The organism is Crateriforma conspicua (genome assembly GCF_007752935.1).
GTDB lineage: Bacteria > Planctomycetota > Planctomycetia > Pirellulales > Pirellulaceae > Crateriforma > Crateriforma conspicua.
The window spans coordinates 3,881,116-3,907,910 of sequence record NZ_CP036319.1; the positions used below are offsets into that span (position 1 = coordinate 3,881,116).

Here is a 26,795-nt window from a genome sequence, read left to right on the forward strand (position 1 = left end):
TTCGTGATACTCCCTGATCAATGACCGCATCGCCGTCGCCCGTTGGGAAATATCGCGATGCGATCGAGTTTCAAGATTCTGTTTTCTTGGTTTTCATATCGGGCAATGGAATCTCCGTCGCCTGTTCGGAAACTGGCGTTTCCATCGTCTTGGAAAGCATGCGTTCGACTTGATCGACGATCAAATGCTCGAATCCGTCGGTATCACCGACCCGCCCCCAGACTTCATCCAAGCGTTTCCAGTCGACGATTTCACCGTTCTGATACTTCGCCAGAACGACGACCGGCATCATGATTTCGAATCGATCGGCCCACTCGGCATTGTCAGGATCTTCATAGTTCAGCGTGTTCCAAAAAACGTCGCCGTTGTCCAACTGTGCCGCAAACCTGTGCATCAACACTTTTCGTGTTTGTTCTTCGATTGCACGACACGTCACGCATCGCGTGTTGCTGAAGAAGTAGTGCACCACCAAAGCATCGGAGATCACCGGGGCGTTTGAATCGTGGGTTGCCACGGCCGGCAATCGCGATTCGACGGAGCTGGCCGATTGAAGAGTTTCCAGTTGATCGGCGATCCGCGTCAGTTGCTGTTCGATTCGTCCGGCGGCCTGATTGTCCATCGTTCGAGCGATCAGCATCACCAGAGTCGCGGCGAAGAAAGAAATCACACACACGCCGAGTGCATTTTTCAGATCCATCGGTCCACCGTTTTTGTCAAATGAAGTCTTGTATCCAGCGATCAAGCCAACAGCTTTGCGATTTCATCGGGCGAAGGGACCTTGCCGACGACTTTCACTTCGCCATCGATCGCCAATGCGGGGGTCATCATCACGCCGAAGCTGGTGATCTGTGTGATGTCGGTAACCTTTTCGATTTTGGCTTCTGCCTTCGATTGCTCGACCGCCTGTTCCACGTTTTTCTTCAAGCAATCGCACTTGGAACATCCCGTACCCAATATTTGAATCAACTTCATTTCTGATTTCTCCGAATGTGAATGAAACGACAAAACGAGCCAGAGTTGGCCTACACAAAGAACCACCCAAAAGCCATTCCGACGATCGTGCTCATCAGAACGGTCAGTACGACAAAGGCGATGGTCTTCTTTCCGCCGATGACGCTGTAGATCACTGCGATGCTGGGCAGCGACAAGGCCGGCCCGGCCAACAACAGTGACAACGCCGGGCCGCGTCCCATGCCTAAACCTAACAGAGCTTCCAGGATCGGGACTTCGGTCAGGGTCGCGAAATACCACATGCCGCCGATCATCGACGCGACCAAGTTTGCGCGAAAGCTGTCACCGCCGACCCAACTGGCAACGATGTGTTCAGGAATCAGGGCTCCGATGAATCCTGTTGCCAAAACGCCGCCGAAAAGCAGCGGAATGATGGACTTTGAAAAACTCCATGTCTCATTCATCCACGCGGCGATCTCATCAGCATCGAACCAAGACCCAACCATGATCAACGTCGCAACGAAAAGCGTCGCGGCGAAGTACCAGCGGTGGTGGTAGACCCATGCGACCCATTGATAGCTGGCTGGGGTCAGATCGGTTTCTGATTCGATCTGGTCGATGTTCAAAACCAGCTTTGTGCCTTTGGGTTGATCGCCGAGCGGTTGTTCCAGCTGGACACGATAAGTTTCGCTGGTCCGAATCAGCACCGACACGGTCATCTGTCGGCCATCGGTTGTGTTGATCACCGTTTGGCTGGGGTTGGCCCAATCGCTGAACACCAAAAACAGAATCATGCTGGCGAAGAACAGGACCGTTTGCCAGCCTTTGCGTTTGGCGGGCGGCGGATCAGGAAGCTGCATCGCCGCGGCGGTACGCTTCTGTTCATCGTTGCGAAAGATCACCGCCATGATCAGGCCGATCACGATGGCGAACACAATCGATCCGACCACGCGGGCGATGCCCAGATCCAACCCCAAAACACGCGCGGTCAGAAAAATCGCCATCACGTTGATTGCCGGTCCGGCGTACAAGAATGCGGATGCCGGCCCCAAGCCCGCGCCGACGCGATAGATGCCCGCAAACATCGGCAGCACGCTGCATGAACACACGGCAAGTACGGTGCCGGACGTCGACGCGACCCCGTACGCCTCGACTTTGTTTGCCTTCGGGCCCAGATGCCGCAGCACGGCTTCCTTGCGAAAAAACGTGGCGATCGCACCGGCGATGAACATGGCGGGTACGACGCAGGCAAGTGTGTGATAGCGGACGTACCACTGCAACATATAGAACGCTTCGTGCATCGCGTTTTGCACTTCGGGGCTGGTGAAGTTCACGTAATAGGCGAACAGGAACACACCCACCAAAGCCGCTAAGATTCCCAGTTGTTTTCGGTCCATCGTTCCAGTCCTACGGCAAGCTGCCCTTAGTTTGCTATTTGGCGTTTTGTGCAAATACAGATAACAAAGAATCGGGCGACACACCGGACGCCTCGTTTTTCAATTCAAATTCAATCGCCGCTTCGTTGGTCGGCTGAACCAACGCGAAGTTGGTAGCGACGGTCAAAAACCGTCCCGTCGCTACGCCTTCAAGGCAGCCTGTTGTTGTTTCACATTGTTGTTCAAGACGTTTTCCACGCACTCGGTGAAGCCGGTCAGGCAGCATACCGTCGAACGATAGAAGACCATCTGGCCACGCTTTTCCGTACCGACCAATCCGGCGTTCTTCAGCACAGACAGGTGCCGGGAAACGGTCGACATGTCAAACCCGACGACTTCGGTCAGGTCACACACACACCGTTCTTCGTGCACCGCAAGTTCATCCATGATCTTCAATCGCGCCGGATGGGCCAGCGCTTTGAACACCTGAGCGCGGGCTTCGTATTTGGCAAGTTCTTTTTTCTTCATGACCGTATTCCTATCGACCAACATTACTTGGCAGTTTAGCCAAATAAGCAACAACCATCAACATAACTTCGGCTGGCTTTTGCAGACTGCGACACTTTGCACCGGGGCCAAACCTGCGACCTAGAAACCGGTCGAAATCAAACGACGATGCCCGACATGACGCCGAGGCCTATTTGTGCAGAATCAGCTTGTTGTTGCGTGTCCGCTTCAATGTGTAGACCTCGTCCTGCAAACAGATGAAGACCTGGTTGCATCCGCCGGCCAGTTCGGCAAAGTCCAACACGTGGCAGTTGCCGCCATGAGATTGCAACGCGGCACGGCCGGAACTGGGCACCGGCGGCTTCGAACTGCAAGACGCACAGACGTCGTCGCTGTCGGATGGATTCCCATACCGAGCCTTCGTCGGACAGGGCTCGCCCGCCGCGTCGCTTTTCAGCGGCAGCGACACGGGTCGTTTCGGCTGTTCGTTCGGCTCGTTCATGGACATTGTTCACCCTGCGGCCATCAGTCCCTGCCGCTATTGAGAATCGCTTGCAACAAGGTGAACGACCGGAGGATTTATGTCAATGCTGGCTGTGAAAAAACTTTCGTCTGCAGGGATAGCAATATTCATTTCGTTTCGCCGCCAATCACTCCTGAATCCCTCATCGGTTTGTCGGCGCAGCGAACGAGCCGTCCTTCGGTGATGTCTGCTCCCGCGTCGCGCACGAAAAAACGGCGATGGTCTCGAGATGACTCGAAACCATCGCCGTTTGCGATGATCGGCGTGCGACCGGGCCGCGACAGCGTTATTTCCGCCCGCAGCCGAGCCACCACTACGCGGCGTGAAGCGCTAGAACTGGGCCAAACGGACGTCTTTGAACTCCGTCCACATCGGCTTTCCGCCGTGCAGCTGAAGGGCCAAAACGCCTTCGGACAACGCTTTTTCGGGGTGCTTGTCGGTGAAGTCCAGCACCAGACGGCCGTTCAGGTAGTGTTTGATGTTATTGCCCTTCGCGATGATGACGACGTCGTTCCAGTCGTCGACCTTCATCAGTTCTTTGAAACCGGCTTGGTCGATCAGATCGTCACGCAATACCTTCTTACCGTCGGCATCCCAGACGGCGACTTCGCCGACCATGCACATGCGTTTCCGGCTGCCCTTTTCGTCGTAGATAAAGCTGGGAACGTTCGGGAAGTCTTCTTCGTTGCGGACTTCGTGCTGATAGCCTTTGACGACCCAATCATTGGTGGCCTGCTTGCCTTCGGTGACGCGAGTCGACCGGTACTGGATGCCGGAATTGTTCGTCACGCTGCAGCGGAACGACAGACGCAGTTCGAAATCGCCGACGTTTCCGCCTTCCCAGATCAGGAAGGTGTTGCCCTTGGAAGGATTTTCAGGGGTGGTTTCACCGTAAATCACTCCGTCGCGGACCGACCACAATCGGGAATCGCCGTCCCATCCGGTCAAGTCTTCGCCGTTAAAGATGGGCTTCAGTTCGGGCGACGGCGCCGGGGCGGCCGTGTCATCGGCCGATGCGACGTTGAAATTGGTAACGGTGAAAGCGGCCAAAGCCACGGCAAGGCCGGCAAGAATGCAGCGGCGAGAAATCGAAAGGACCATCAGGCAGGTTGCTCCTGGAGATTCAAAGGGAAGGGGTGGGGCAGTACCAAAAGGTGTGCTTTGCGGCGGAATCAGAATGCCATCCGCCAGGCAGGGACTGCAGCAGTATGATCGCCCGAGCCGGCCGGCTCAATCAGCCAAGCTGACGCAGTGATCCGAAACATCGGATCGCGGCCAGCCCAGCGACGGTCGCCGGCAACGCCGCCTTGCCAAGCCTGGCTACTCGTTCGAACGCATCCGATCGTCGGCGGCCCGATCGTCACGTTTCTGGCTCTCGGTCTCGGCCAGCTCTTCACCGCGTTCGCCGGTCTCGACTTGTTCATCGGGAATTTCCGCACCATGTGGGTCCAGGGTCGGTCGATCCGTCTCGTCATCCAAACGCGACCGCAGTTCCAGGTCCGTGAAGTGCTCCAATCGCTCCGCCTTGTCGTGGATCCGTTCCTGGTCCAAACCCGCCCGTTCGACCAAGTACTGTTCCCACAATCGGTGCGAACGCACGAGTTGTTGAGCTCGGGAACGACCGGATTCCGTCAGACGAAACGAATCTCCGTCACGCGATACTTGTCCCTTGATCCGCAAAAACGTCGTAGCCAGGTGCAACGGCAATCTACCGGTCAACAGATTGGCCGCCAATTCACCCGCACCGGCAGCATCCACCGTTTGCCGTTCCCCCAAACGAAACAGGTACGCACAAACGTCGTCGCACAAAATTCGTAACGCCAACAACCGTCGACGCACCAAGCGAACCAAGATGCCGTGTCGCGGTCCGAACAACGCGGCGGCGGCCAACAAGGCGCCGGCGGAAACCGCCATCATGCCGGCGGTCGATGTGCTGCGGTAACCAAAGCCTGCGGGAACCGCGATCGCACAAAGGTGCCCCGACACCGCGCTGACGATCGCCAACAATGTGCTGATCGCGATCATTCGTCCCAGTCGATCGGTCAACAAGAACGCGGCCGCCGGCGGAACGACAAACATGGCGACAACCAAGATGTTTCCAACGCTTTCAAAACTGGCCACCGCCGTCACGGCCACCAATACCATCAACACGTAGTGGATCAGGGTCGAACTGAACCCCATGGTTGTGGACAGTCCCGGGTCAAACGAACTGACCTTCAGCTCTTTGTAAAACAACAGCAAAAACGCCAAGTTGACCAACATCACGACAGCAAGCACGACCACCGCACGAGGTATCGCCCCGAAAACTGTGTCCAAGCGATCCAGCGGCGTCAGTTCGATGGCCCCGTACAACACACATCCCGGATCCAGATCCACGTGATCGGCAGCCTGGACGACCAAGATCAACCCCAAGGCAAACAATGACGTGAACACCACGCCCATCGATGCGCCTTCATCCACGCTGCCGGCTCGGCGTATCCATTCGGTGAACAAGGCGGTCAGAACGCCAACGATGACCGCCCCCAAAAACATCGGCACGCTGGAACGACTGTCGCTGATGAAAAACGCGACCGCCAAACCGGGCAAGACCGCGTGGGTGACCGCGTCGCCAAGCAGGCTCATGCGCCGCAACACCAAAAAGTTACCCAACAGCGCACAGGCCACGGCACAAAGCACACCGGCGACAATGATCCAGCCGTCCAGTTCCCACGTCAGCGTGTTCAGCGGTTCGATCATGTCACGGATCACGGCGACGTCTCCTGTGAATCGGAGACATTCCTGTCGACACCAGCCTTTGCACCGGAGCTGGCGTCGTCACCGCCGCCGTGGTCCAAACGGTGCGGGCTTTCGGGAACCTGCACGCGACTGGGCGAATGCTGCAGCAGGTCTTCCAGTTCCGCGACCACTTCCGGTTCCAACACGTGTTCGATCGCATCGGCGTCGCGATCGACGCGTCCCGGTGCGATGTCCGCGTAATTGATCAGGTACAGTTCCCACAGGCGGTGTTGACGCGTCAGACGAGCCGCCTCGTTGACCCCGGCTCGCGTCAATCGGACGTGCTGGTCGCGGTCACGGAACCTAACCAAGTCGTCGTCTTGGGCACGATCGATCGTGCGTTCCAATTGCCGCGGCGTCCAACTGCGGACCGGCAACAGAGTTTGCATTGACAGAAATTCGCGGAATCGATCGGGAACCCCCGACGCATCACGTTCCAATGTTTCATAGATCGCCCGCAACAAATGCTGGCGTTCAATTTTGCGGTTCAAACGCAATCGCCGCAGCGTCCGTCCCAGGATGCCCTTCTGTGGCCCCAGGAACATGCTGAAAGCAAAGAACGCCGTGCAAACCAAGACGATCATCGCGCCCGATGGCAGCTTGGAAAACAACGCACTCATCGCAGCGCCGATGATTCCGCTGATCGCACCCAGCGTCGCGGCGATCAACGTCATCGGGGCCATCCGCTGAGTCCAAAACCGCGCGGCCGCGGCAGGGATGACCAACAACGCAATCATCAATACCAATCCGACCGCTTGCAGACCAACGATCGAAACGGCGACGACCAAGGACATCAACGCGATGTCCAGCAACAACACGGGCAACCCACGTGATGCGGCAAACGATTCGTCGAAGCACAGCAGCTTGAATTCTTTGAACAGCAATACACACAGCGTGACCGCGACGCCGGATGCCGCGATGATCCACTTCGCATCGGCCAAACCCATCGACGCGGTTTTGCCATAGATGAACGCTTCCAACCCGGCGGCGTGTCCCGTCTGTGTTTGCTGCACGATTCCCAACAGCGCGATGCCGGCGCCGAAGAAAACGCTCAGTACGATTCCCAGCGCGGCGTCTTCATGCAATCGCGTCAGATTGCGGATCAACAGGATCACAGCCACACCGATCAGGCCGCTGATCGTCGCGCCGAACAACAACGTGGGCAGCGACTTTCCGTCCAATCCAACCGCACTGGCGATCAAAAACGCCAACGCGATCCCCGGCAAACTGGCGTGACTGATCGCGTCACCCAGCAAGGCACGACCGCGCAGCAGCGTAAAACTGCCGACCAGCCCGCCGGCGCAACCCAGCACCGCAGTACCCAGAATCACCACACGGCTGTTGTAATCGCGAAAGGTCAAAACGCGTTGCCACTGCGACCAGGTCGGCCAAGTCACACTGCGATCGGTCAACGTCGACGTGCCTTCGGCGGCGCAAGCCGTCGATCCACAAGCGACCGACATCAGCAAGACCAAAATCACGAAACCCACGGCCGCCGAACCGAACGGACGTCTGAGAAACCCACGTAGAAAACCACCGATAAACATATTCTTGATGAAGTCGCGAAACGTCGCCGACGAATCACAGACTGCGTTCCCTTCGCCGCATCGCTTCGGTGACTTCGTCCAACAGCGTCAGACGTCCGCCATAAGTCTTTTGAAGATTCTCCGACGTGAACACTTCGTCGACCGGACCATGGGCGACCACTCGCATGTTCAACAGAACGACGTAGTCGAAAAAGTCCGCCACGGTTTGCAAATCGTGATGGATGACGACCACCGTCTTTTGCAACGCCTTCATCTGTCGCAAGATCTCAACAATCGCTCGCTCGGTGGCCGCGTCGACCGCCGCGAACGGTTCGTCCATCAAATACAGATCCGCGTTTTGGACCAACGCGCGAGCCAAAAAGGTCCGTTGTTGTTGCCCGCCGGACAGCTGGCTGATTTGACGTTTCGCCAAATGCGGAATGCCGACTTGTTCCAGTGCATCCATTGCCGCCCGCCGATGTTTTTTGCGGACCGGCATGCACCAGCCGATTTGCCGGTACAACCCCATCGTGACGACCTCCAACGCATCCACCGGAAAATCCCAGTCGACCGTTTCGCGTTGGGGAACGTAGCCGACGCGACTGCGTTGATGCTTGTATGTGTCACCGAACACGCGAACCCGGCCCGACGCGCGTGGCACCAGGTCCATGATCGCTTTCAGCAACGTGCTTTTGCCCGCCCCGTTGGGACCGATCACGCCGACCAGCGATCCGGCGGGAAGATCGAACCCGACATCCCAGATGACCGGTTTGCGGTGATACGCGACGGTCAGGTCATCCACCGACAAGGGAACCGACGTGTCGGCAGTCACCGCAGGACCGCTGGATGACGTTCCATTGGGGGACGATGCGCCGGACGACGCTGCGTTGACGGTGGAACCGGTGGCGGTCATGACGATGGATGTTCTTTGACGGAGTTCAATTTGCCGTGCATTCCCGATTCTGGTGCCTGGCCGCCCAACGCACGCGCGACGGTCGTCACGTTGTGATCCAGCATGCCAACGTAGGTTCCTTCGTAAGTGCCTTGCGGCCCCATGGCATCGGAAAACAAAACACCGCCCAACTTAATCTCGAATCCCTGTGCGGCGGCACCTTCGATCAAGGCCTTGATGTTTTTGGGCGAAACACTGCTTTCGGTAAACACCGCCCGCACTTTCCGTTGCACCAACAGATCGACCAATTCGTTGATCTGCTGCAGGCCCGCTTCCGATTCGGTCGAAAGGCCTTGCACGCCCAACACTTCCAAATCGTAGGCACGACCAAAATAGTTGAACGCATCGTGTGATGTGATCATCACACGGCTTTTCCTGGGGATCGTTGCCAGGGTTTTCTTAGCGTACTGGTGCAATTCTTCCAATTCGGATTGATACGCTGCTGCGTTTTGCCGAAACGTTTCCGCGTCTTTGGCCGAAAATTCAACCAACGCTTCGCTAATCACGTCGACGCACTGCGACCAAGCGGACGCGTCCATCCACACGTGGGGATCGGCATGCCCCGCAGCGTCGTCTGGCAACAACAAGTATTCCTTGTCGATCCTTTCGGTGACCGCAAACACAGGCTTGCTGCGTCCGACCTGGCCCAGGGTGTCCGCTAGTTTTCCTTCCAGCATCAATCCGGAATAAAAGATCACGTCACCGGACATGATCAATGCCACGTCGTCACGCGACGGGTTGTACAAGTGCGGGTCCACGCCGGCACCGATCACCTGAACCACATCGACGCGCTCACCGCCGACCGCACGGACCAGATCCGCCACCATGCCCGTCGTCGCAATGACACGGATCGTTGCACCGGAGCCGGGCGATTTCGATTGGTTGTCGGACGGCTTACCGCACCCGATCCAACAAGTGATGCACACCAACAAACCGATACCCAAGCATCGCGCCGGTGTGCGGACGGTGTGCGGCGTGCGTCGCAGGGACATCGCTAGACCTTCTGTGCGAAAGCGCGAATGTCGGCTTCCAGACTGGCGACGCGCTCATCCAAGGTCTTACCGGCTTGGCCCAAGTCTTGCGACTGTTCGGGTGACAATCGCGTGAACATATAGAACTTGACCTTCGGCTCGGTGCCGCTGGGACGCACCGCGACATAGTTTCCTTCGTCAGCCAGGTCCATGATGATCAAGTTACCGTTCGGGCCGGCCAGCGGGCTGGTGCTGCCGTCGGCAATGCTGGTCGTCGTGTTCGCCTGGTAATCACGCACCGCAGCCACATCGATCGAGGCCAACGATTTCGGCGGGTCGCTGCGGAATGCGGCCATCAGCCGCTGCATCGCAGCCATGCCTTCGCTGCCTTCCATGAACACGTTGACCAAACTTTCGCGGTGCAACCCATGTTGGCGGTACAGATCATTCAAGTACTCGTGCATCGACTTTCCGGCCGCTTTCAATTCCGCCGCCAGTTCGCTGATCAACATGCAGGCAACGGCGCCGTCTTTATCGCGGCAATATTGTCCGACCAGATAGCCGTGCGATTCTTCGGTGCCGAACAGAAAATCATCCGGGCCTTCGCGATCCACGACTTCGGCAATGTACTTGAACCCGACCAACAGATCGCCTTCACAGCGAACGTCGAACGATGCGGCAATGCGACGAATCAACTCCGTCGTGACCAGCGTTTTGATCACGTACTTTTGTGGATTCAGCTTGCCCGCTTCCTTGGCTTTGGAAAGCACGAACTGGGTCAGAATTGCACCGATCTGGTTGCCATTGAAGGTCGCCCATTCGCCTTGGACGTCCGTGGTCAGCGGCGCCGCCACGCCCAAACGGTCGCAATCCGGGTCGGTCGCCAACACGACATCAAATCCGCCAGCCTTTGCCGCTTCGATCGGCTTTTCAAACACCGCCGTGTTTTCCGGGTTGGACACGTGGCCCGGGACGTTCGGGAAATCGCCGCTGGGTTCGGCGTGCGGTTCATACACCGTCACATCATCGAAGCCATCGCGTTTCAACAATGGAACGACCGCCGCCGCGCCCACACCATGCAGCGGTGAATACAGAATCTTGGCATCCCGTGGACCTTCGAACCGGCACGCCGCAGCCGCGTCAATGAATTTCGTATCGATTTCGTCGGTGATGATTTCCACACGACCGTCGGCCAACGCTTCATCGAACGGCGCGACGCGAATGTCTTGGCACGACATCACCTTGTCGATGATCGCCTTGTCGTGAGGCGGCAAGACTTGACCGCCGGTCGACCAATACACCTTCACCGCGTTGTCACTGGGCGGATTGTGGCTGGCGGTCACCATGATGCCGCAATCACAGTTCTTTTCGCGTACCGCAAACGACAACTGAGGCGTGGCTCGATAGTCGTCCAAGAAGTAGACCTTGAATCCCGCGGCCACCATGATGCCGGCGCACAGTTCGGCAAAGTGACGCGACTTGTGCCGCGTGTCATAAGCGATCGCACACGACAGGTCATCGCCGCCGACATGTTGGACGACATAGTCCGCCAGACCTTGAGCACTTTCACCGATGGTTCGGTCGTTGATGGCGTTGCTGCCGATCTCGTACATCCGGCCGCGACGGCCACCGGTGCCGAAGGGAATGATGGTCCAGAACACGTCGTCCAGCTTTTGCCACTTTTCGTCGCGGATGTGTTGGGCCACGACGTCGCGATAATCGGCATAGCGATCTTCGGTCAACCAAGCGGTGATGTTTTGGACCGCCGATTCGGTCAGCTTGCCGTCCTTTTGCGCCTTGTCGATCGCTTGCAGCAGTTCGGGCTGGTTCGTCTCTGTCGTGCTCATGTTTCGGAAAAAATGGGTGGCGTGGAAGATATCGACGGGGCGGGGAGAGGTGATGCCGACGCGAAGGTTGGGGGAACGGGTCGAACGCCCCGGATTCTATTTGTTTTTCGGGGGCTTTCGCAACGAGGCAGCGATCGGCCCCGCCGCGGCCCGATGCTTCAACGTCACCACCAAATACGTTCATAACGGAGCACTGGCGTACCGAACGGCAACCTCGCGGGGTATCAATTTCACGGTGGCGGTTGTCGGCAAACGTTTCGGCGATTTCAATTGGCGAAAACTTGGCCGACGGTTTCATCCGAACCCAGCCATCTTCTCAGCTCCTTCCTGGTTTTTTAGCGGACAAATGGCCGACCTTATCATCAGCGTCAGCGGACTGCGTGGCATCATCGGCGAAAACTTGACGCCCGAGGTCGCGGTGCGGTATGTCGCCGCGTTTGCCGCACAATTGCCGCCGGGCCCGGTGGTCGTCGGTCGCGACGGCCGTGACAGTGGGCCGATGATGAAATCGGCCATCATGGCGGCGCTTGCGGCCAGCGGTCGCCAGTGCATCGATGCCGACGTCTGTGCGACGCCCACGATCGGCGTTTTGGTCAAGGCACGGGGTGCGGCGGGCGGTGTTCAAATCAGCGCCAGCCATAACCCGCCCGCATACAACGGCATCAAGCTGTTTGGTGGTGACGGACGCGTTTTAGATGCCACCAAGGGTGCCGCGGTTCGCCAAGCCTACCTAGATGGCCGATCCGCCTTCGTTTCCCACGACGCCTTGGGCGAGATTACCGTCGACGAAGATCCGCATGCCGATCACTTGGCTGCGGTCTTGGCGACGATCGACCGCGATCGCATTGCCGCCGCAAAGCATCGGGTGCTGCTGGATAGCAACCACGGCGCCGGCGGCGTGCTGGGCGAGCGTTTGTTGAAGGAACTCGGGTGCGACGTGGTGTCACTGGGCGCAACGCCCGACGGCCAGTTCGAACACACGCCGGAACCGACCGAAACGAACTTGCGTGACGTCGCCAAAGCCGTGAAGGAATACGGATGCAGCGTTGGGTTTTGCCAAGACCCTGATGCGGATCGCCTGGCCTTGGTCGATGCCGATGGCCGCTATGTCGGCGAAGAATACACGTTGGCGTTGTGCGTCCAGCGTGCGATGAATCAACCCGATCTGCGTGGCGCGATCGTCATCAACGGCGCGACCAGCGGGATGAGCGAACGAATCGCCGCCGCGGCCGACCAGCCGTGTTTCCGCAGCGCCGTCGGCGAGGCCAATGTGGCGGACATGATGATCGCAAAAAACGCGACGTATGGCGGCGAAGGAAACGGGGGCCCGATTGACCCGCGTGTGGGATACGTCCGCGACAGCTTTGTGGCGATGGCCCAGGTTTTGGATCTGATGACCACGACCGACCAGACGCTGGCCGAATTGGTCGACCAGATTCCACGGCTACACATCCACAAGTCAAAAGCGGAAGTGTCTGCGGACCGTTTGCCAGAACTGTTCGATGCATTGATCGAGCTGCACGGCGATGCCGAAGCCAGCACCGGCGACGGCTTGCGACTGGCTTGGCGGGACAAATGGCTGCTGGTCCGTGGCAGCAACACCGAACCGATCGTCCGAATGATCGCCGAAGCCGAATCCGAGACGATGGCGCAGCAGCTGTGCCAGTCCGCAGCCGATCTGTTGCAGAAACCCTGAATCTGTTCCCCGCCGTAACACCGTAGGTCACGCTGTGCGTGACGGGCCCAGGCCGAAAAAGTCCTCCGTCCCCTTAACTCGATCGTGGCAGCAACACCGAACCGATCGTCCGAATGATCGCCGAAGCCGAATCCGAGACGACGGCGCAGCAGCTGTGCCAGTCCGCAGCCGATCTGTTGCAGAAACCCTGAATCTGTTCCCCACCGTAACACCGTAGGTCACGCTGTGCGTGACGGGCCCAGGCCGAAAAAGTCCTCCGTCCCCTTAACTCGATCCGGTCGCGAGCTGAAAGCCAAACTCGCTAAACAATACCCTGGAGATGACTCTCGTCTCGACGTTGCCATTCGGGCTTGCTCCTTTTTGCTTCTTTTTCCGCCCCCTGACTCTTAACAGTCTTCTGCCGACCATATTCGTCACTCGTCAACCCAGTGTAGCAAATCCGTAATCTGGTCAAACTCGGTGACATTCTCGAGATCGAGAACTTTGAAAGCTCTATTACTACAACAATGATTCCAAACGAAGTCGGCTTGTAGGTAAGACTCATAGCTCTTAATCTCTCCTCCAACTCGGGCCCTTTGAAACTCGGTACGTTTTAAAGAAACTGGAACGTACACGCCGTTCTGCGATCTCCAAACGTAGTTAGTTCTCGAGAATACTCTCCCTTTCGTACCCTCAGGGGTAAGGACACGCACAACCCGCTGGTCAGGCATCAAGGTATCACGATCAAAACGCCATTGCGTGCAGAGTCCGCTTTGCGTTTCAGCCCCTGTAAACAGCTCGACTAGCACGTGTTTCTGGCCAACCTCCTGGCTAGACACTGACTCTGCGCCTGTCTTTAACGAAGATAGGAATGCGCGCGTCGCGTCGTCAACGCGGTCGATGAAGGGAAAAGGATTGATACCCAGAGTGGAAAACTCGGGTATACCAAAACTCTTACGCACCTGGTCAATGTCAGAGTAGCTCCCACTTTTCCGATTCCCTGGAGTGACAAGCAGATAGCGACCATTGTCGGTGTATTGCAATCCATAGATGCTTCTCGTTCGCGAGTCATCGTCTGCCTTAGATGCCCCAAAACGATCGATCGCCAGAGACGACACGAACAAGACTGGATTCGAGCCAGTCGACTGATAGCGAAATATCCTCTCTGAAACGGAAATGTCACCCCAAGGTCTGTCGATAGTCTGCTCTATCCGACACTTTACATCAAAGATCTTGATGCTCTCATTGTTCGAAATCAAAGCGTTTAAGAATGAGGCCGGTATTCTTGAGTCTTGAGTCTTCTGTGGGCCGGATTCGTTCGTTTCAACTACTTGAGCGCAACAAAGACTTCCAAGCAACTGCGAATAACAAATAGCCAGCAGTAGAATCAACCTCATCGTTGACCACGAGTTGCAAATTCGCGCAGAGACGCGATCAAGAAATTCATATCGCATTTGATACCCTCGTGAATTAACATTCTACTTCTATGATGCGACGCCGACTAGGCGTCGTCACCCGCTCGCCCCATCACCGCCTACGCTCGCCGGACGGGCTCGATTCAAATCTTAACAATGAATTAGATAGCTGCAGTCACTCACTAGGCACAGTTTATCAATTGGTAACCCGAAGCGTCAGCGAGGGGCCGAAGTTATTCATTCATCAAGAATCCCTCGCTGACGCGTCGGGTTACCGTTTTCATTGGCCTTCGTGTTGAATTGAAAAACAGTGCCTAGTTGCGCAGTGCAGAATCGACCAAAAAACAAAAAGCAAAATGGGACGCAAAGTAATAAGAAACACACACCCCAACTCTCCGGTAATGCTGGCAAACCAAAAACAGAACTATTGAACATCCGCGGAAGCAACTATTTCCAGACTCTCCGTCAGTTTCTCATTTCCCCAGTTGATGGAAAGCAAAATTAAGTTTTTGGAATCAGACACTGCTATCGCTTCAGCCAACTCACTCGGGATTCGGAGCTCGCACCGAAGCAGCAGTGGTTGAACTGCCAGCTGCTTGACGACCAATTGTTTGCCATCAAGCGTCGCTTCAACCAGGGCACGCCCGGACTGAAAATTTGCATCTGAATCGCGAGGATTATTCTGTCTAATGACCATAAACCGCGCATAGTAGACACCGTCCTGGGTTCGAAGAATACGCAACGATGATGGCACCACACGGATTGCTCGCGACTTTGCCAGAATCACTGACAGTTCACGCGACACATTGTTTTTCGCATCGAAGATTTGGATGGGAATAGTCCGAGACGAATCAACATCCTTAGTCGGCATCTCAATCTCCAGATAGACTTCCCCATCCGACGTCTTCGGGCCCACGCGAACAGACAAGCCATGATGTTCAGCGAGTACCTTCGCCTTGATCAGCTTCGCCGTGACTGGTGAAGTGAACCGAATCGGCACGCGTCCTTCAAACATTTTGGACGTCTCGTCGGCTTCGATAACGATGCTCTCTGATGGTGTTGCCAGGAGCGCCTCTACTTTACATTGCAGCGAGATTCGTACTGCATCCCCTCCTGCATCGCTAGGCAAATAGTTGACAAACTGTACGATTTGTTCGCGGTTGTGTCTCCGAGGAACAGCGATATTGACTCTAAAATCTCCTTGTCCTCCCGGCGATATGTGTGTAACACTTTTTTCCACCTCGACGCACTTACAGGAAGTGGATGGCTCACCAAATGCAACCTCAGAACCTGTGGGATTCTTTACTCGAAGCGTAACCGAGGTAGGCGTGCCAACCCTGACGGCAGGCACATGCCCTTCGCCGGCGTACGACCCATCGCCAAGCTTCCTAAGCTCAACTACAACGACTTCCGCTGCTTCGGCGAAACAGATGTGAAACGAAACCGAGAAATGAATCAGCAAAACCAAACTGTGTCTAAAAAACATTGTGCTGCAAAAAGGTTTTCTGCGACCAACTCGCGATCCGGGCGTCTTTAAACTAATCACGTCGAATATACCGCCCCCCCCACACACGCAACCCCACCCCCCCCCCTCTTTTTTCCTTTTTTTCTGACGCAGAACAAAGGGGGCAGCAGAACAGACAAGGACACGACAAAGGGGTCAACACGACAAAGGGGTCAGGCGTCTTTTCCGAAGTGATGCCCGCGGGTTGACAGGCCCAGATAAACGTATTGATCACATACGACACCGACGTCGATCGCTCGCTCATGGAGGCCTGTTGCGGTGGAGCCTGGGCGCGATGTACGGGACCAACGGAAGGGGTGGTGCCTGGAAACCGGAAGAGGTCAAGCCCGAAAAAGCCCTCCGTCCCCTTAACCTTAGCCTGACCGACCAGCGGGCAGCGTGAATGGTGCCTGCGGATGCATCTGAAAACTGGCGCTGCCTTGCGGTCAGGAGTTTCTGTATTCTTGCAAGCGTCCAGCGTCCTGTTTTGTTTGATGCATCCTTTGAATCCCCGAGTCCTGCGTCGTGTTTTTTAGGCCGAAAGCGAATGTGTCAGATTCCGCGAAGTCGCGGCTCGAGTTTTGCCTGCAGCAAATCGCAGAATGCATCGGTTTCGATCGGTTCACATTGCCGGTGCTGAGCCGAGAGACGTTGTTTCAGGTGTACGAGGCCGAGCGAACGCCGCAACAGGTGGTTGCATTCGTTGGCAAACACTTGGGGCACGATGTCGAGGGGATTCAGGTTCGCTTTGGGTTGCCGCAGGCACCAAGCACGGGGGGCGGATGTTGCGGTGGGAGTTCGTGTAGCGGACCCAGCGAATTGCCGGGCCGATACGACGCGACCAACCGATCGATCACACTTGATCAGCAGATCGACAACGATCCCGCCCTAGGAATCGCCACACTGATCCACGGCGTCGTTTGCGATCTGCTTTCACAGAACAATTTCGCTGGGGCACACTTTCCCGAACTGGTTGAGTTGGCCGTCGTGGGGACAGGGCTGGGCATGATTCGAAACAGCATCAGCCTGGTTGCCAAACATCCAACTTCTTGGGATTCAACGCAGTGGGAACTTAGCCCAAGACCTTTCTTAGATGGCCCTTCACTTGCCTACACCAATGCGATCGCCGCTTGGGTTCGTCAGGAGTCGTCGCCAGCCTGGGCCAAGGAACTGCCCGGCGATCTCAAACGGCCGATGCAAAAGTCGTTGAAGTTCTTGTTGAAAACCAACGACTGCTTTTTTCAACCAAGGTTGAAACAAACGCTGCTGTCGCAAACGCAGAGTGAATGGTGGCAGCTGGCCGCCAGCCCGACAACATCCAACCAGGTGATCGCGCTTCGGCACTTGCAATCGTCCGTCATGCCGGATGATGAACAGGAATCCTTGATCCTGGACAAACTGCGGTCGCCGTCCGCTGCGATCACACTCAATGCAATCGCCGCAGTTGAACGCATGGCGGCACAGGAACCTTCGATTGCCGGTGAAGCGATCGTCACTGAATTGCGCACGCTGACAGATCATCGCGACGATGAAGTTCGCGCGAAAAGCATGTGCGCGCTTGCTGGACTCGGTGCATTGGACGAAGCAACCGTCGAGACGGCAACGGACATGCTGGATGACCATCAAAAGCACCTCGTCTTCGCCGGCTTGTTCGCTCTGTGCACCCGCGACTCGGTATCGGAAGAAGCGGTACAAGCTGTGGACCGCTGCTTCGTTCGACTGTTGCGAGCGTGCGACTACGACTTCGCTGACCTGATTGCGGCCGGTTACCGGCGTTGGCTGACTGATCCTGAATCCCACTTGCAGGATTTGTTTCAGAACAGCCCCGAGCACCTAACCATTGCTTTGGAAACGCTGCAAAACGTCCCACAACGACTCGTTCCACTTGGCCGAATCGCCTGACGAATCGATTTCCGTCCGCTCAGTGCCCCTGTCATGCCGAGCGGGACACCGGGGGCAAGCCGTCGCTGGATGCGCCAGCATTCAGAATGCTCTGTCATGCGGAGCTTGACCGATACAGTACGATCGGGCGATTTTCCAGCTTTTCGCCACTCGGGCGGTTGGTTTACGCTGGTTCCCTGGTGAACATTCGACCGTCGGCATCGGTAATCTTCTGGCCCGCAAGTTGCTACCAAACCTGCGTCGATGGTTCGTTGCCACACCGACGGCCGATTCGCCCCTATTCCTTCTTTTCGCATGTTGGAAGCTCGATCTGATGACATGGACCCGTCGCCATCGCAGAAAACGCAGCACAAAACGACGGCCGCTGAGCGTCCAGCCGCTGGAGATGCGGCGTCTGATGGTGGCCGAGGGCAGCCCGTTTTCGTTCACCCAATCGGTGAACACCGCGGGATTGTCTGGGTCGATTTCCGCGCAGATCGATTGGGGCGACGGCACCACATCGACCGCTGCCGTTTCAGGGGGTACGTCGACCGGCCCGCTTAAGATCCGCTTCGATTATCGCTACGACACCGGTGGGTTCTTCACATCTTCACGGCGCAGCCTGCTGCAAACGGCCGCCGACGCGTTGGTCAAACGACTGACCGACGATTTGACCGCGATCCGCCCGTCGGGCAGCAACACGTGGACTGCGAAGTTCACACACCCGGGAAACGGATCCAACGCGACGCTGAACAACCTGAGCGTCAACGCCAACGAGATCTTGATCTTCGTCGGCGCCCGTGACTTGCCCGGTGGGTCGATCGGTTTGGGAGCGTCCGGCGGCTGGAGTGCATCGGGATCGCAATCCTGGCTGAACACGGTCCGCGGCCGCGGTGAATCGGGTGCACTGAATACGTCGGCGCCGACCGACTTTGGCCCCTGGGGCGGATCGATTTCGTTTGACAACCGAACGTCGTGGTACTTCGGCGCCGACCCGGACGGATTGAAATCGACGCAGAACGATTTTCTGAGCGTGGCCACTCATGAATTGGCGCACGTTTTGGGATTCGGAACCGCATCCAGTTTCCAACGATTGCTGGGCGGCGTTGGTTTCGGCGGGGCGAAAGCCAAAGCGGTTTACGGCCAAGGCGGCAACGTCCCCATGGCCGACGCGGGGCATTTCCGTGGCGATTTGGTCAGCGACGGACAGCAACCGTTGATGAGCAACACCATCGTCATGGGCACACGGAAACTGATGACTCCCTTGGATTTTGCGGCCATGGACGACATGGGCTGGGGCGTGCACAGCACCAAAGGCACCATTTCGGCCAGTCATGACTATGGCGATGACGGGTCGTACCCGGTCAGTATCGTGATGCGGGGCAGTGGTGCCGGCGAAAAGATGTACGAACGGTCCGCGACGGTCACCAACGTCGCCCCCGATTTGACCGTCGTCGGCAACCAAACGATTCTGGTCGACAAGTCGCTGTCGCTGACGGACCTGGGCAAGATCAGCGATCCTGCTTTCCGAAACACCAAAGCATCGCCGGCGACCAACGAAACGTTCACTTACACCGTCGATTGGGGCGACAACACGACGCCGACGACGGGCACCGCGACGATCGATCAATACGGCAACGCCAGCCGAGTGACGTTGGCCAGCTTCAACGGCAGCCACGTTTACAAATCGACGGGGAACTACACCGTGACGGTCACCGTTACCGACGATGACGGAGGCAAAGACAGCGCGTCGTTCCGCGTCAGCGTCACCGCACCGCCACAGTTGATTCTGGCGTTGGACCAAAAGACGATCGCCGAGAACGCGGGCACGGGCGCGACGCAATTGCGAGTCAGTCGTCCGTCATCGGCAACCGGGTCGGCTGTCACTGTGTCGCTACAATCCGATGCATCGGAGATTTCCATCCCCGCTCAGGTCACCATCGTTGCCGGTGAGACCACGACCGTGGTACCGATCGATGCGGTCGACGACCAATTGTTGGATGGAACGCAGATGGCCCCGATTCGAGCCACCGCCGCCGATTACTTGGCCGCATCGATCGATTTGGCGGTGACCGATGCCGAAGCGATGGATGCCGCGTTTTCGTCGGGCTCCGTGATCGAAGGCGGCAACCCCGTCCGGCTGACCGTCACACGCAGCAACACGGATACCCAACAACCGCTGACGGTCAACGTTGGCGGAACCAACCGACGGCTTTCATTGCCAGGGCAGGTCACGATCCCTGCCGGTCAGGCATCAACGACGATCGACGTCACCGCGGTCGACGACGACCAGGCGCAACTGACCGCTTCGTACAACATGACCTTTACGGCCACAGGCTATGCGTCGGATTCGGCCGGCTTGTCGGTTCTGGACGACGAGCCGCCCAAATTCCAGAACCAGCAATCGCCCACCGACGTGGATGACCAGCTGGGCACGACCGCGCTGGACGCATTGTTGGTGATCAACGAACTTTCACGCCGTGGCGAAGACGAAACACTGGACCCACAAACCGACGCATTCAGTGGTCGGTATTACGACGTCAACGGTGACTACTTGCTAACGTCATTCGATGCACTCTTGGTCATCAACGAATTGAATCGGTCGGGCGTCTCCGGCGAATCGAACCCTGGCCCCATCGTCACATCAGTGGCAGGCCCGGCCCATTTGCCGAATGAAGATGAGTCGTCGGTCTTCGGCGACGATTCCGCGGCGGATGCTGCGATCGCGGAACTGTTCTAAGTCGCCTAGCATTCCCGTCGAATGAACCGAGACGAGTGATTCCACGGTGCGGGCTGGATTCACTCGGCCGGCTGGATTCACTCGGCCGGCTGGATTCACTCGGCCGGCTGGATTCACTCGGCCGGCTGGATTCACTCGGCCGGCTGGATTCACTCGGCCGGCTGGATTCACTCGGGCGCCTCAATTCATCGAAACGCGGTCAAACCGATTCGGTCACACCGACTTCTGCGCGGTCCGCGGGCAGCGCCACATGGCTGGACAAGGGACGAACGTCGGCCTTTTCCGATTGGCATTCCGAACTTGCCTGGTCGTCGCCGTGCGGTTGGATCGCATTGCTCAGTGATACATCGGCCAAGCGCGAGACGCCGCCACCGTTTCCACCGGCCCGTCGTCGCAACATCATCAGGCTGATGAATACCAACGCCAAGCAAGAAGCGCCCATCGCACCGGCCAACCGAACGGCAATCACGCCGCCGGGATGATCGGCCGCGTGCCCGAACCAACGCAGCGACAAACCGCTGCTGAACAGCAAACCGACGGTCGCCAGGCACAACAAGAACCATCCCATCCGTCGTCGGCGGTGTGGGTTCAGCGAAACGACGCCGACGAACAAGACAGGGATTCCGACAATCATCGGGATGAATTCAGCGGGATACTTCGCCGAATTGATGAACAACGCGAACACCGTTTGGATGCACAGCAGCACGCCCAAAAAGATCGTCAGTTGTGCCATTGATTCCTACCGCCAAGTGAAAATCGTGGTCACAGGTCAATCGCCGCTTCGCACGCGTGCAGCGCATTCGCCTGGACCGACGCTCCTGCGGCCGACGTCGTATCGGCCCCGCTCTAGTCTAGCCGCCCGGGGCGCCGCGTCACCACGCCAACCGGCCGTTCTTTGGCCGCGGGAATTGCAGCGAAACCAACGCCACAAGCACCACCTCAGTGACGCGGAATCCGGCACAAACGGCCGTCCCCCAAAGGTGGCCTCAGGCGGCTTTGTCGGCTTGGGCCGCCGCCCGGGCCCGTTTTTCGGCCGCGTTCTTGTAATCGACCACGTCCCAAACCAGGCCCAGTTTCTTCAACAGCACGATCATCATCCACGTCATGTCGAATTCCCACCACTTGTGCCCGTGCTTGGCCATTCGCGGGTAAGCATGGTGATTATTGTGCCAGCCTTCGCCGTACGCAAAGATCGCCACGATCCAGTTGTTGCGGCTGTCATCGGCGGTTTCGTAGTTCTTGTAACCCCAGATGTGCGAGGCACTGTTGACCAACCAAGTCGCGTGCAAAACCAAAACCAGCCGCAGACAGAATCCCCAAATGAACAGTGACGTGGCCAGCGAAAGGCCGCCAAAGGCGTAACCAATGCCGAACAATCCGGCACCCAGCGCCAAGTTCATCGGCAAGAACATCTTGTCCAAGATCCGCATCCCGCGATCTCGCATCAGATCCGGGACCCAGTGGTTCAAGTAGTCTTTGCGGTCGCCGTCATGGGTGTGAAAGGCCAACCAGAACACGTGGCTCCACCATCCGCCGTCGTGGGGCGAGTGCGGATCGCCTTCTTGGTCGCTGTGGGCGTGGTGTTTGCGGTGATCGGCCACCCAATCCAACGGGCTACCTTCGCCGGCCAGCGATCCGATTCCGCCGAACAGGTACCGCACCCAGTTGTGCGTCTTCATGCCGGTGTGCGTCAGCAGTCGGTGATAGCCCAAGCAGATGCCCAGGCTGCCGGTCAGCCAGTGCAGTCCGATCAGGGTGAACAACCCGGCCCAGGTGAACGTCATTGGTGCGAACAGGCATCCGATGTGGGCCAGCCCCAGCCAACCCAGGGCGTACAGGCTCAAATTGTCACGACGTCTCCGTTCCTGGGCGGTCGGCTTGCCATGATCCGGCTTCGCCATGCCGGTCGCGTCGGTTTCCATCTGTGGAATCGCCACATCGCCGGTTTTGGCATCCCCGTGGTTGGGATGCTGGTCAAGGCTGGGCGACTTAGGCGAATCGGCCTTCGTCGGATCCGATTCTCGGGTGGGCGAATCAATGACGGTCGACATGCAGTCTGTATCCTGGAAAAAGTCCGTGGTGAACCAGCGGCCGGATGCTTCGAAATGCGCTGTCTCGATCAACGCCGACCGCCGCTTGAGACGAATCTTAGCAATCGATTGAAACAGCCCTGTCACAGACCCGACGCCGCGTGTAACGGCCGTGTAAAATCTGTTCAGGTGTCCGGGCCAATCCGCCAACTTTGCCTGTTCCGACCGCCCATCGCAGCGTTCCGTACCGTGCCCCGCAGAGGGGTGCCGGGAATTGCCGGCTCGCCCGATCCCAGATCGGCTGCATCCGCGGTGGACCGTAGGGGTTGTAGCGATGATGCGGTTTGATCCGCCGGCCAAATCAACGCCTGTGCGGGTACGGCGGACCAGTCGCCCTAGGCCCGATCGCACGTTTGATCTAACCTAAACCGGTCCGCATCATCCCCGTTTTTCCGCCTTTTTCCGAAGCCGTCGACAGATCCTGGCATGCTGAAAGCGCTCGAACTGTCCGGATTCAAGAGCTTCGCCGATCGGACTCGGTTCGACTTTCCCGACGGCATCACCGTCGTCGTCGGCCCCAACGGGTCCGGCAAATCGAACATCGTCGACGCGATGAAGTGGGTCTTGGGCAGCCAGAGTCCGAAGAGTCTGCGCGGCAAGGAAATGGCCGACGTGATCTTCAAGGGCTCGCAAACCCGCGGCCCCTCGGGCGCCGCCGAAGCGACGATCATCTTCGACAACTCCTCGGGAAACCTGCCGGTCGATGCCCCGGAAGTCCACGTCACCCGGCGTGTGTATCGCAGCGGCGAAGGCGAATACCTGATCAACAAACAGGCGGTTCGTCTGAAGGATGTCCGCGATCTGATCCGCGGGACCGGCATCGGTATCGACGCTTACAGCCTGATCGAACAGGGCAAAGTCGACCGGATGCTTCAGGCCAACGCCAAAGAACGCCGCGCGATTTTCGAAGAAGCGGCCGGCATCAGTCGCTTCAAGGCAAAGAAAACGGAGGCCGAACGACGCCTGGGCCGCATCCAGCAAAACCTGACGCGTCTGGGCGACATCGTCGACGAAGTGGCGTCGCGATTGAAAAGCTTGAAGGGCCAAGCGTCTCGCGCGGAAAAGTATCGCCAGGCGACCGAACGCCTGCGTGAACTTCGCACCCAAGTCGCGTGGACCGACTGGCAGGAACTGACCCAGCAATTTGAAACGGCCGAAATCGAACTGGCCGAAGCGATCAAGCAACAAGAACAGCTGGAAATCCAACAACAGGAACTGCAACAACAACGCCAAGCGGCCGAACTGGAATTGCAATCGATCGCCGATGTGGCTCGCCAAGCGGAAGAACAGCGCGGCGCGTGGCTGGGGCAGATCGCGGAATTGGAAGGCCGATCCGCCGCCGATCGATCCACCGTCGAAGACCTGCGAAAGGCTCAGGCTTCATCGCTCCGGCGCATTCGTTTGTTACAGTCTCAAGCCGGATCGGCCGCCGCACAATTACGCTCCGCAGGCCAACGCTTGGCCGAATACCAGGCGGAACTGGACCGCGCGACCCAAAGGCATCAAGAAGCGGAAAAGCAGCGTGACGAGATCGGCGCCGAGGTCGCTGACGTCCAAACCAAGCGGACTGAAAACCAACGCGAACACCTGGTCCAGGTTCGCCGCGTCGCCGATTTGGAAGCCGACCGACAACGGCTGACACAGAAAAGCACCGAACAAGAACGTGCACTACAGTCGCTGGAACAACGCCGGACCGAGTCGCGTGAAGCCGTCGAACTGGCACGCCAGGATGCCAAGGCCAAAGCGGAACATGTCGCGCAACTGGACCAGTCGATCGCCGAAAGTGCCAAGCAGATCGAATTGGCCGACGCCAAGCTGCAAGACAATCGCCGCAACGCACGTCGTCGACGTGATGAGGTTGCCGCGCTGCGCGGCCGCTTAGAAGGCGTTTGTCAGCGGCTGGACGTATTGCAAGATCTGCAGAAACGTCAAGAAGGCGTCTCCGGCGGCGTCCGCGCGATTCTGGATCGGCTGCGCGAACTGTCGGCGCAAAGAAACGATGCCACACGGCACAAGTGGGCCGGCACGGTTCGCGGGATGGTCGCCGATTGTTTTCGCGTCGATGTCAACGTCGCGCCGCTGATCGATGCCGCCCTGGGCCAGCGAAGCCAGTACTTGGTCGTCACCGGCGATCTGACGCAACAGGCGATTTTGAACAAAGAGGTCGAAGTCAACAGTCGAGTCGGACTGATCCGGATCGATGAATTGCCCACCCGGCGACCGGGCGATCGCATCCGCCTTGACGGTATCAAAGGCGTCGTCGGCCGCGCCGATCGCATGCTGCAGTGTGACGAAGAAGACGAACCACTGGCACGACACCTGTTAAGCAACACGTGGATCGTCGATAGCCTGGCGACGGCGTTCAATCTGCGAAAGCTAAGCGGTGCGGGGCTGCGTTTCGTCGCCACCACAGGCGAACTCTTGGAATCCGACGGCACCATCGTCGTCGGCCCCGGCGGTACCGACACAGGGCTGGTCAGCCGTCGCAGCGAATTGGACGCGGCCGCACGTGAACGTGACCACTATCAATTTCAATTGAACGAGGAGGTCGCCGAAGCGGATCGCTTGGACAAAGTCGTCGATGAATTGGCCGCCGAACTTGGTCGGTTGGAACAAGCCCATCGCGGCGACGTCACCGCTCGGGCCGCCGCCAAAGCCGAATCGCGTCACGCCGAAGAAAATCTGAACCACCAACAGCGTGAACTCCGCCAGACCGAACAACTGCACGAAGACACCGCAGGTGAACTGACGGCAGTCCAAAGCGAATTACAACGCATTGCATCGGAGATCGAACAGGGACGCCACAGTATCGAGACGTTGGAACTGCAGGGTGCCGAACTGGACGAGGCTCTTTGCGGTGCCGAAACCGCATTCCAAGATGCGACCAAGCACGTGATGGCCGTCTCGGTCGACGTTGCACGGGCCGAACAGAAACACGAAGCCCTGCAAGCGACGATCCAACAACAACACCGCGATCAAGATCAACGCGAAGCGGCGGTTCAAGAAGTCCGCGACCAGGCAAACGCCACGCAAAAACGAATCGACGAAGCCAACGCGCGATTGTTGGACGCCGACAGCCGCCTGGCGATGCTGCATTGGCAGTCACAAGAAAAACAAGCGGAAATCCGTCAACTGGCACAAGCCGCTGACGAAGTTCGCACGACCACGAAAGCCGCACAAAAGGCAAGCGATGCGGCGATCAAGGAAGCTGCCCAGGCGGGTGGTCGCGTCCATTCCATCCAGTCCGCGCGGGATAACGCTCGGCTGCGTCGCGACACGCTGGCCGACCGCTTGCTGGAGGATTACGAGATCGACCTGCGCGGCACCGAACCGCCCGAAGACTTGCAACCGCCGGAAGACCGCGAAGCGGTGGATCGCGAAATCAGCCAGTTGCGAAACCAGTTGCAGAAGACCGGTTCGGTCAATTTGGAAGCGTTGGAGGAATTGGAAGAGCTGCAGACGCGATACGACGAACTGCACGATCAATACCAAGACCTGACCGCCGCCAAGGATTCGCTGCAGCGGATCATCGGTCGCATCAACGCGGACAGCCGCCGTTTGTTCATGGACACGCTGGAAGCGATCCGCCAGAACTTCCGCAAGCTGTATCGCAAGTCATTCGGCGGTGGTAACGCCGATTTGATTTTGGAAGAAGACGAAGACCCGTTGGAAGCCGGTGTAGAAATCGTCGCGACGCCGCCTGGCAAACCCAGCTTCAGCAACTCGCTGTTGTCCGGCGGCGAAAAAGCGCTGACCGCCGTCGCACTGTTGATGGCGATCTTCCAGTACCGCCCCAGTCCATTTTGTGTTTTGGACGAAGTCGACGCGCCGTTTGACGAAGCGAACATCGGACGCTTCGTCACCGTGTTGAATGAGTTCTTGGATCAGACCAAGTTCGTCGTCGTCACGCACAGCAAGAAGACGATGACCGCCGCGACGACTTTGTACGGTGTCACGATGCAAGAATCCGGCGTCAGCAAGCAGGTGTCGATCCGCTTCGAAGACGTCAACGAAAAGGGCGAAATCGAAAGCGAAGGCGAAGCCGCTTAGCGGTTGGACCGC

At 57.8% G+C, this 26,795-nt stretch carries 18 protein-coding genes; 4 read left to right on the forward strand and 14 right to left on the reverse strand.

What is annotated here, in order from left to right:
• Positions 1–70: 70 nt before the first annotated feature.
• The 11 genes from Mal65_RS14305 to Mal65_RS14355 all read right to left on the reverse strand — a co-directional run bounded on the left by Mal65_RS14305 (position 71) and on the right by Mal65_RS14355 (position 11,428).
• A complete protein-coding gene (locus Mal65_RS14305; protein WP_145298818.1) occupies positions 71–697 on the reverse strand; it encodes a nitrophenyl compound nitroreductase subunit ArsF family protein in 627 nt (208 codons plus the stop codon).
• 41 nt (positions 698–738) lie between these two features.
• Positions 739–972, reverse strand: a complete 234-nt coding sequence (locus tag Mal65_RS14310; protein WP_145298820.1) for a thioredoxin family protein — start codon at positions 970–972, stop codon at positions 739–741.
• A 50-nt stretch (positions 973–1,022) separates the two neighbouring features.
• Positions 1,023–2,348 carry a permease gene (locus tag Mal65_RS14315; protein ID WP_145298823.1) on the reverse strand — a complete coding sequence of 442 codons (1,326 nt, stop codon included), beginning with the start codon at positions 2,346–2,348 and terminating at the stop codon, positions 1,023–1,025.
• A gap of 180 nt (positions 2,349–2,528) precedes the next feature.
• Positions 2,529–2,855: an ArsR/SmtB family transcription factor gene (locus tag Mal65_RS14320; protein ID WP_145298826.1), complete on the reverse strand. Its 327-nt coding sequence runs from the start codon at positions 2,853–2,855 to the stop codon at positions 2,529–2,531.
• A gap of 169 nt (positions 2,856–3,024) precedes the next feature.
• Entirely contained in the window at positions 3,025–3,336 is a 312-nt protein-coding gene (gene hemP / locus Mal65_RS14325; RefSeq protein ID WP_165701276.1) for a hemin uptake protein HemP, read from the reverse strand.
• Between the two features lie 351 nt (positions 3,337–3,687).
• Positions 3,688–4,458 carry a 3-keto-disaccharide hydrolase gene (locus tag Mal65_RS14330; protein WP_145298832.1) on the reverse strand — a complete coding sequence of 257 codons (771 nt, stop codon included), beginning with the start codon at positions 4,456–4,458 and terminating at the stop codon, positions 3,688–3,690.
• 219 nt (positions 4,459–4,677) lie between these two features.
• The gene (locus Mal65_RS14335; RefSeq protein WP_145298835.1) at positions 4,678–6,093 is read right to left on the reverse strand and encodes a metal ABC transporter permease; all 1,416 of its coding nucleotides are present in this window, start codon (positions 6,091–6,093) and stop codon (positions 4,678–4,680) included.
• Between the two features lie 8 nt (positions 6,094–6,101).
• Entirely contained in the window at positions 6,102–7,622 is a 1,521-nt protein-coding gene (locus Mal65_RS14340) for a metal ABC transporter permease (protein WP_231131136.1), read from the reverse strand.
• 91 nt (positions 7,623–7,713) lie between these two features.
• Positions 7,714–8,571, reverse strand: coding sequence for a metal ABC transporter ATP-binding protein (locus tag Mal65_RS14345; protein WP_145298838.1), 858 nt, complete (start codon positions 8,569–8,571; stop codon positions 7,714–7,716).
• Positions 8,568–9,602: a metal ABC transporter solute-binding protein, Zn/Mn family gene (locus Mal65_RS14350; RefSeq protein ID WP_145298841.1), complete on the reverse strand. Its 1,035-nt coding sequence runs from the start codon at positions 9,600–9,602 to the stop codon at positions 8,568–8,570. The genes Mal65_RS14345 and Mal65_RS14350 overlap by 4 nt, the downstream gene beginning before the upstream one ends.
• Positions 9,603–9,604: 2 nt before the next feature.
• Complete coding sequence (locus Mal65_RS14355; protein ID WP_145298844.1) at positions 9,605–11,428, reverse strand: phospho-sugar mutase; 1,824 nt, start codon at positions 11,426–11,428, stop codon at positions 9,605–9,607.
• A gap of 346 nt (positions 11,429–11,774) precedes the next feature.
• On the opposite strand from Mal65_RS14355, the gene glmM reads away from it, so the two are divergent.
• Positions 11,775–13,124, forward strand: coding sequence for a phosphoglucosamine mutase (gene glmM, locus Mal65_RS14360; protein ID WP_145298847.1), 1,350 nt, complete (start codon positions 11,775–11,777; stop codon positions 13,122–13,124).
• 1,818 nt (positions 13,125–14,942) lie between these two features.
• On the opposite strand, the gene Mal65_RS14370 is transcribed toward glmM, so the two are convergent.
• Positions 14,943–15,986 (reverse strand): hypothetical protein, encoded by a 1,044-nt coding sequence (locus Mal65_RS14370; RefSeq protein WP_145298853.1) that lies wholly within the window; start codon positions 15,984–15,986, stop codon positions 14,943–14,945.
• Between the two features lie 585 nt (positions 15,987–16,571).
• On the opposite strand from Mal65_RS14370, the gene Mal65_RS14375 reads away from it, so the two are divergent.
• Positions 16,572–17,924, forward strand: a complete 1,353-nt coding sequence (locus Mal65_RS14375; RefSeq protein WP_196784164.1) for a hypothetical protein — start codon at positions 16,572–16,574, stop codon at positions 17,922–17,924.
• 313 nt (positions 17,925–18,237) lie between these two features.
• On the forward strand, positions 18,238–20,643 hold the full coding sequence (locus Mal65_RS14380; protein ID WP_145298859.1) for a PKD domain-containing protein: 2,406 nt from the start codon (positions 18,238–18,240) through the stop codon (positions 20,641–20,643).
• Positions 20,644–20,842: 199 nt separating this feature from the next.
• Here the strand turns inward: Mal65_RS14380 and Mal65_RS14385 are convergent, their stop codons facing one another.
• Both Mal65_RS14385 and Mal65_RS14390 read right to left on the reverse strand, forming a co-directional pair.
• Positions 20,843–21,376 (reverse strand): hypothetical protein, encoded by a 534-nt coding sequence (locus tag Mal65_RS14385; RefSeq protein ID WP_145298862.1) that lies wholly within the window; start codon positions 21,374–21,376, stop codon positions 20,843–20,845.
• Positions 21,377–21,629: 253 nt separating this feature from the next.
• Complete coding sequence (locus tag Mal65_RS14390) at positions 21,630–22,694, reverse strand: acyl-CoA desaturase (protein WP_145298865.1); 1,065 nt, start codon at positions 22,692–22,694, stop codon at positions 21,630–21,632.
• Between the two features lie 465 nt (positions 22,695–23,159).
• Here Mal65_RS14390 and smc point away from each other — a divergent pair, with 465 nt between their 5' ends.
• Positions 23,160–26,783: a chromosome segregation protein SMC gene (gene smc, locus Mal65_RS14395; protein WP_145298869.1), complete on the forward strand. Its 3,624-nt coding sequence runs from the start codon at positions 23,160–23,162 to the stop codon at positions 26,781–26,783.
• Positions 26,784–26,795: the final 12 nt, after the last annotated feature.

Excerpts from the sequence above, each read along its gene's own strand:
- Mal65_RS14305 (WP_145298818.1), bottom strand. The coding sequence starts at position 697 with ATGGATCTGAAAAATGCACTCGGCGTGTGTGTGATTTCTTTCTTCGCC.
- Mal65_RS14310 (WP_145298820.1), bottom strand. The coding sequence starts at position 972 with ATGAAGTTGATTCAAATATTGGGTACGGGATGTTCCAAGTGCGATTGC.
- Mal65_RS14315 (WP_145298823.1), bottom strand. The coding sequence starts at position 2,348 with ATGGACCGAAAACAACTGGGAATCTTAGCGGCTTTGGTGGGTGTGTTC.
- Mal65_RS14320 (WP_145298826.1), bottom strand. The coding sequence starts at position 2,855 with ATGAAGAAAAAAGAACTTGCCAAATACGAAGCCCGCGCTCAGGTGTTC.
- hemP (WP_165701276.1), bottom strand. The coding sequence starts at position 3,336 with ATGAACGAGCCGAACGAACAGCCGAAACGACCCGTGTCGCTGCCGCTG.
- Mal65_RS14330 (WP_145298832.1), bottom strand. The coding sequence starts at position 4,458 with ATGGTCCTTTCGATTTCTCGCCGCTGCATTCTTGCCGGCCTTGCCGTG.
- Mal65_RS14335 (WP_145298835.1), bottom strand. The coding sequence starts at position 6,093 with ATGATCGAACCGCTGAACACGCTGACGTGGGAACTGGACGGCTGGATC.
- Mal65_RS14345 (WP_145298838.1), bottom strand. The coding sequence starts at position 8,571 with ATGACCGCCACCGGTTCCACCGTCAACGCAGCGTCGTCCGGCGCATCG.
- Mal65_RS14350 (WP_145298841.1), bottom strand. The coding sequence starts at position 9,602 with ATGTCCCTGCGACGCACGCCGCACACCGTCCGCACACCGGCGCGATGC.
- Mal65_RS14355 (WP_145298844.1), bottom strand. The coding sequence starts at position 11,428 with ATGAGCACGACAGAGACGAACCAGCCCGAACTGCTGCAAGCGATCGAC.
- glmM (WP_145298847.1), top strand. The coding sequence starts at position 11,775 with ATGGCCGACCTTATCATCAGCGTCAGCGGACTGCGTGGCATCATCGGC.
- Mal65_RS14380 (WP_145298859.1), top strand. The coding sequence starts at position 18,238 with ATGACATGGACCCGTCGCCATCGCAGAAAACGCAGCACAAAACGACGG.
- Mal65_RS14385 (WP_145298862.1), bottom strand. The coding sequence starts at position 21,376 with ATGGCACAACTGACGATCTTTTTGGGCGTGCTGCTGTGCATCCAAACG.
- Mal65_RS14390 (WP_145298865.1), bottom strand. The coding sequence starts at position 22,694 with ATGTCGACCGTCATTGATTCGCCCACCCGAGAATCGGATCCGACGAAG.
- smc (WP_145298869.1), top strand. The coding sequence starts at position 23,160 with ATGCTGAAAGCGCTCGAACTGTCCGGATTCAAGAGCTTCGCCGATCGG.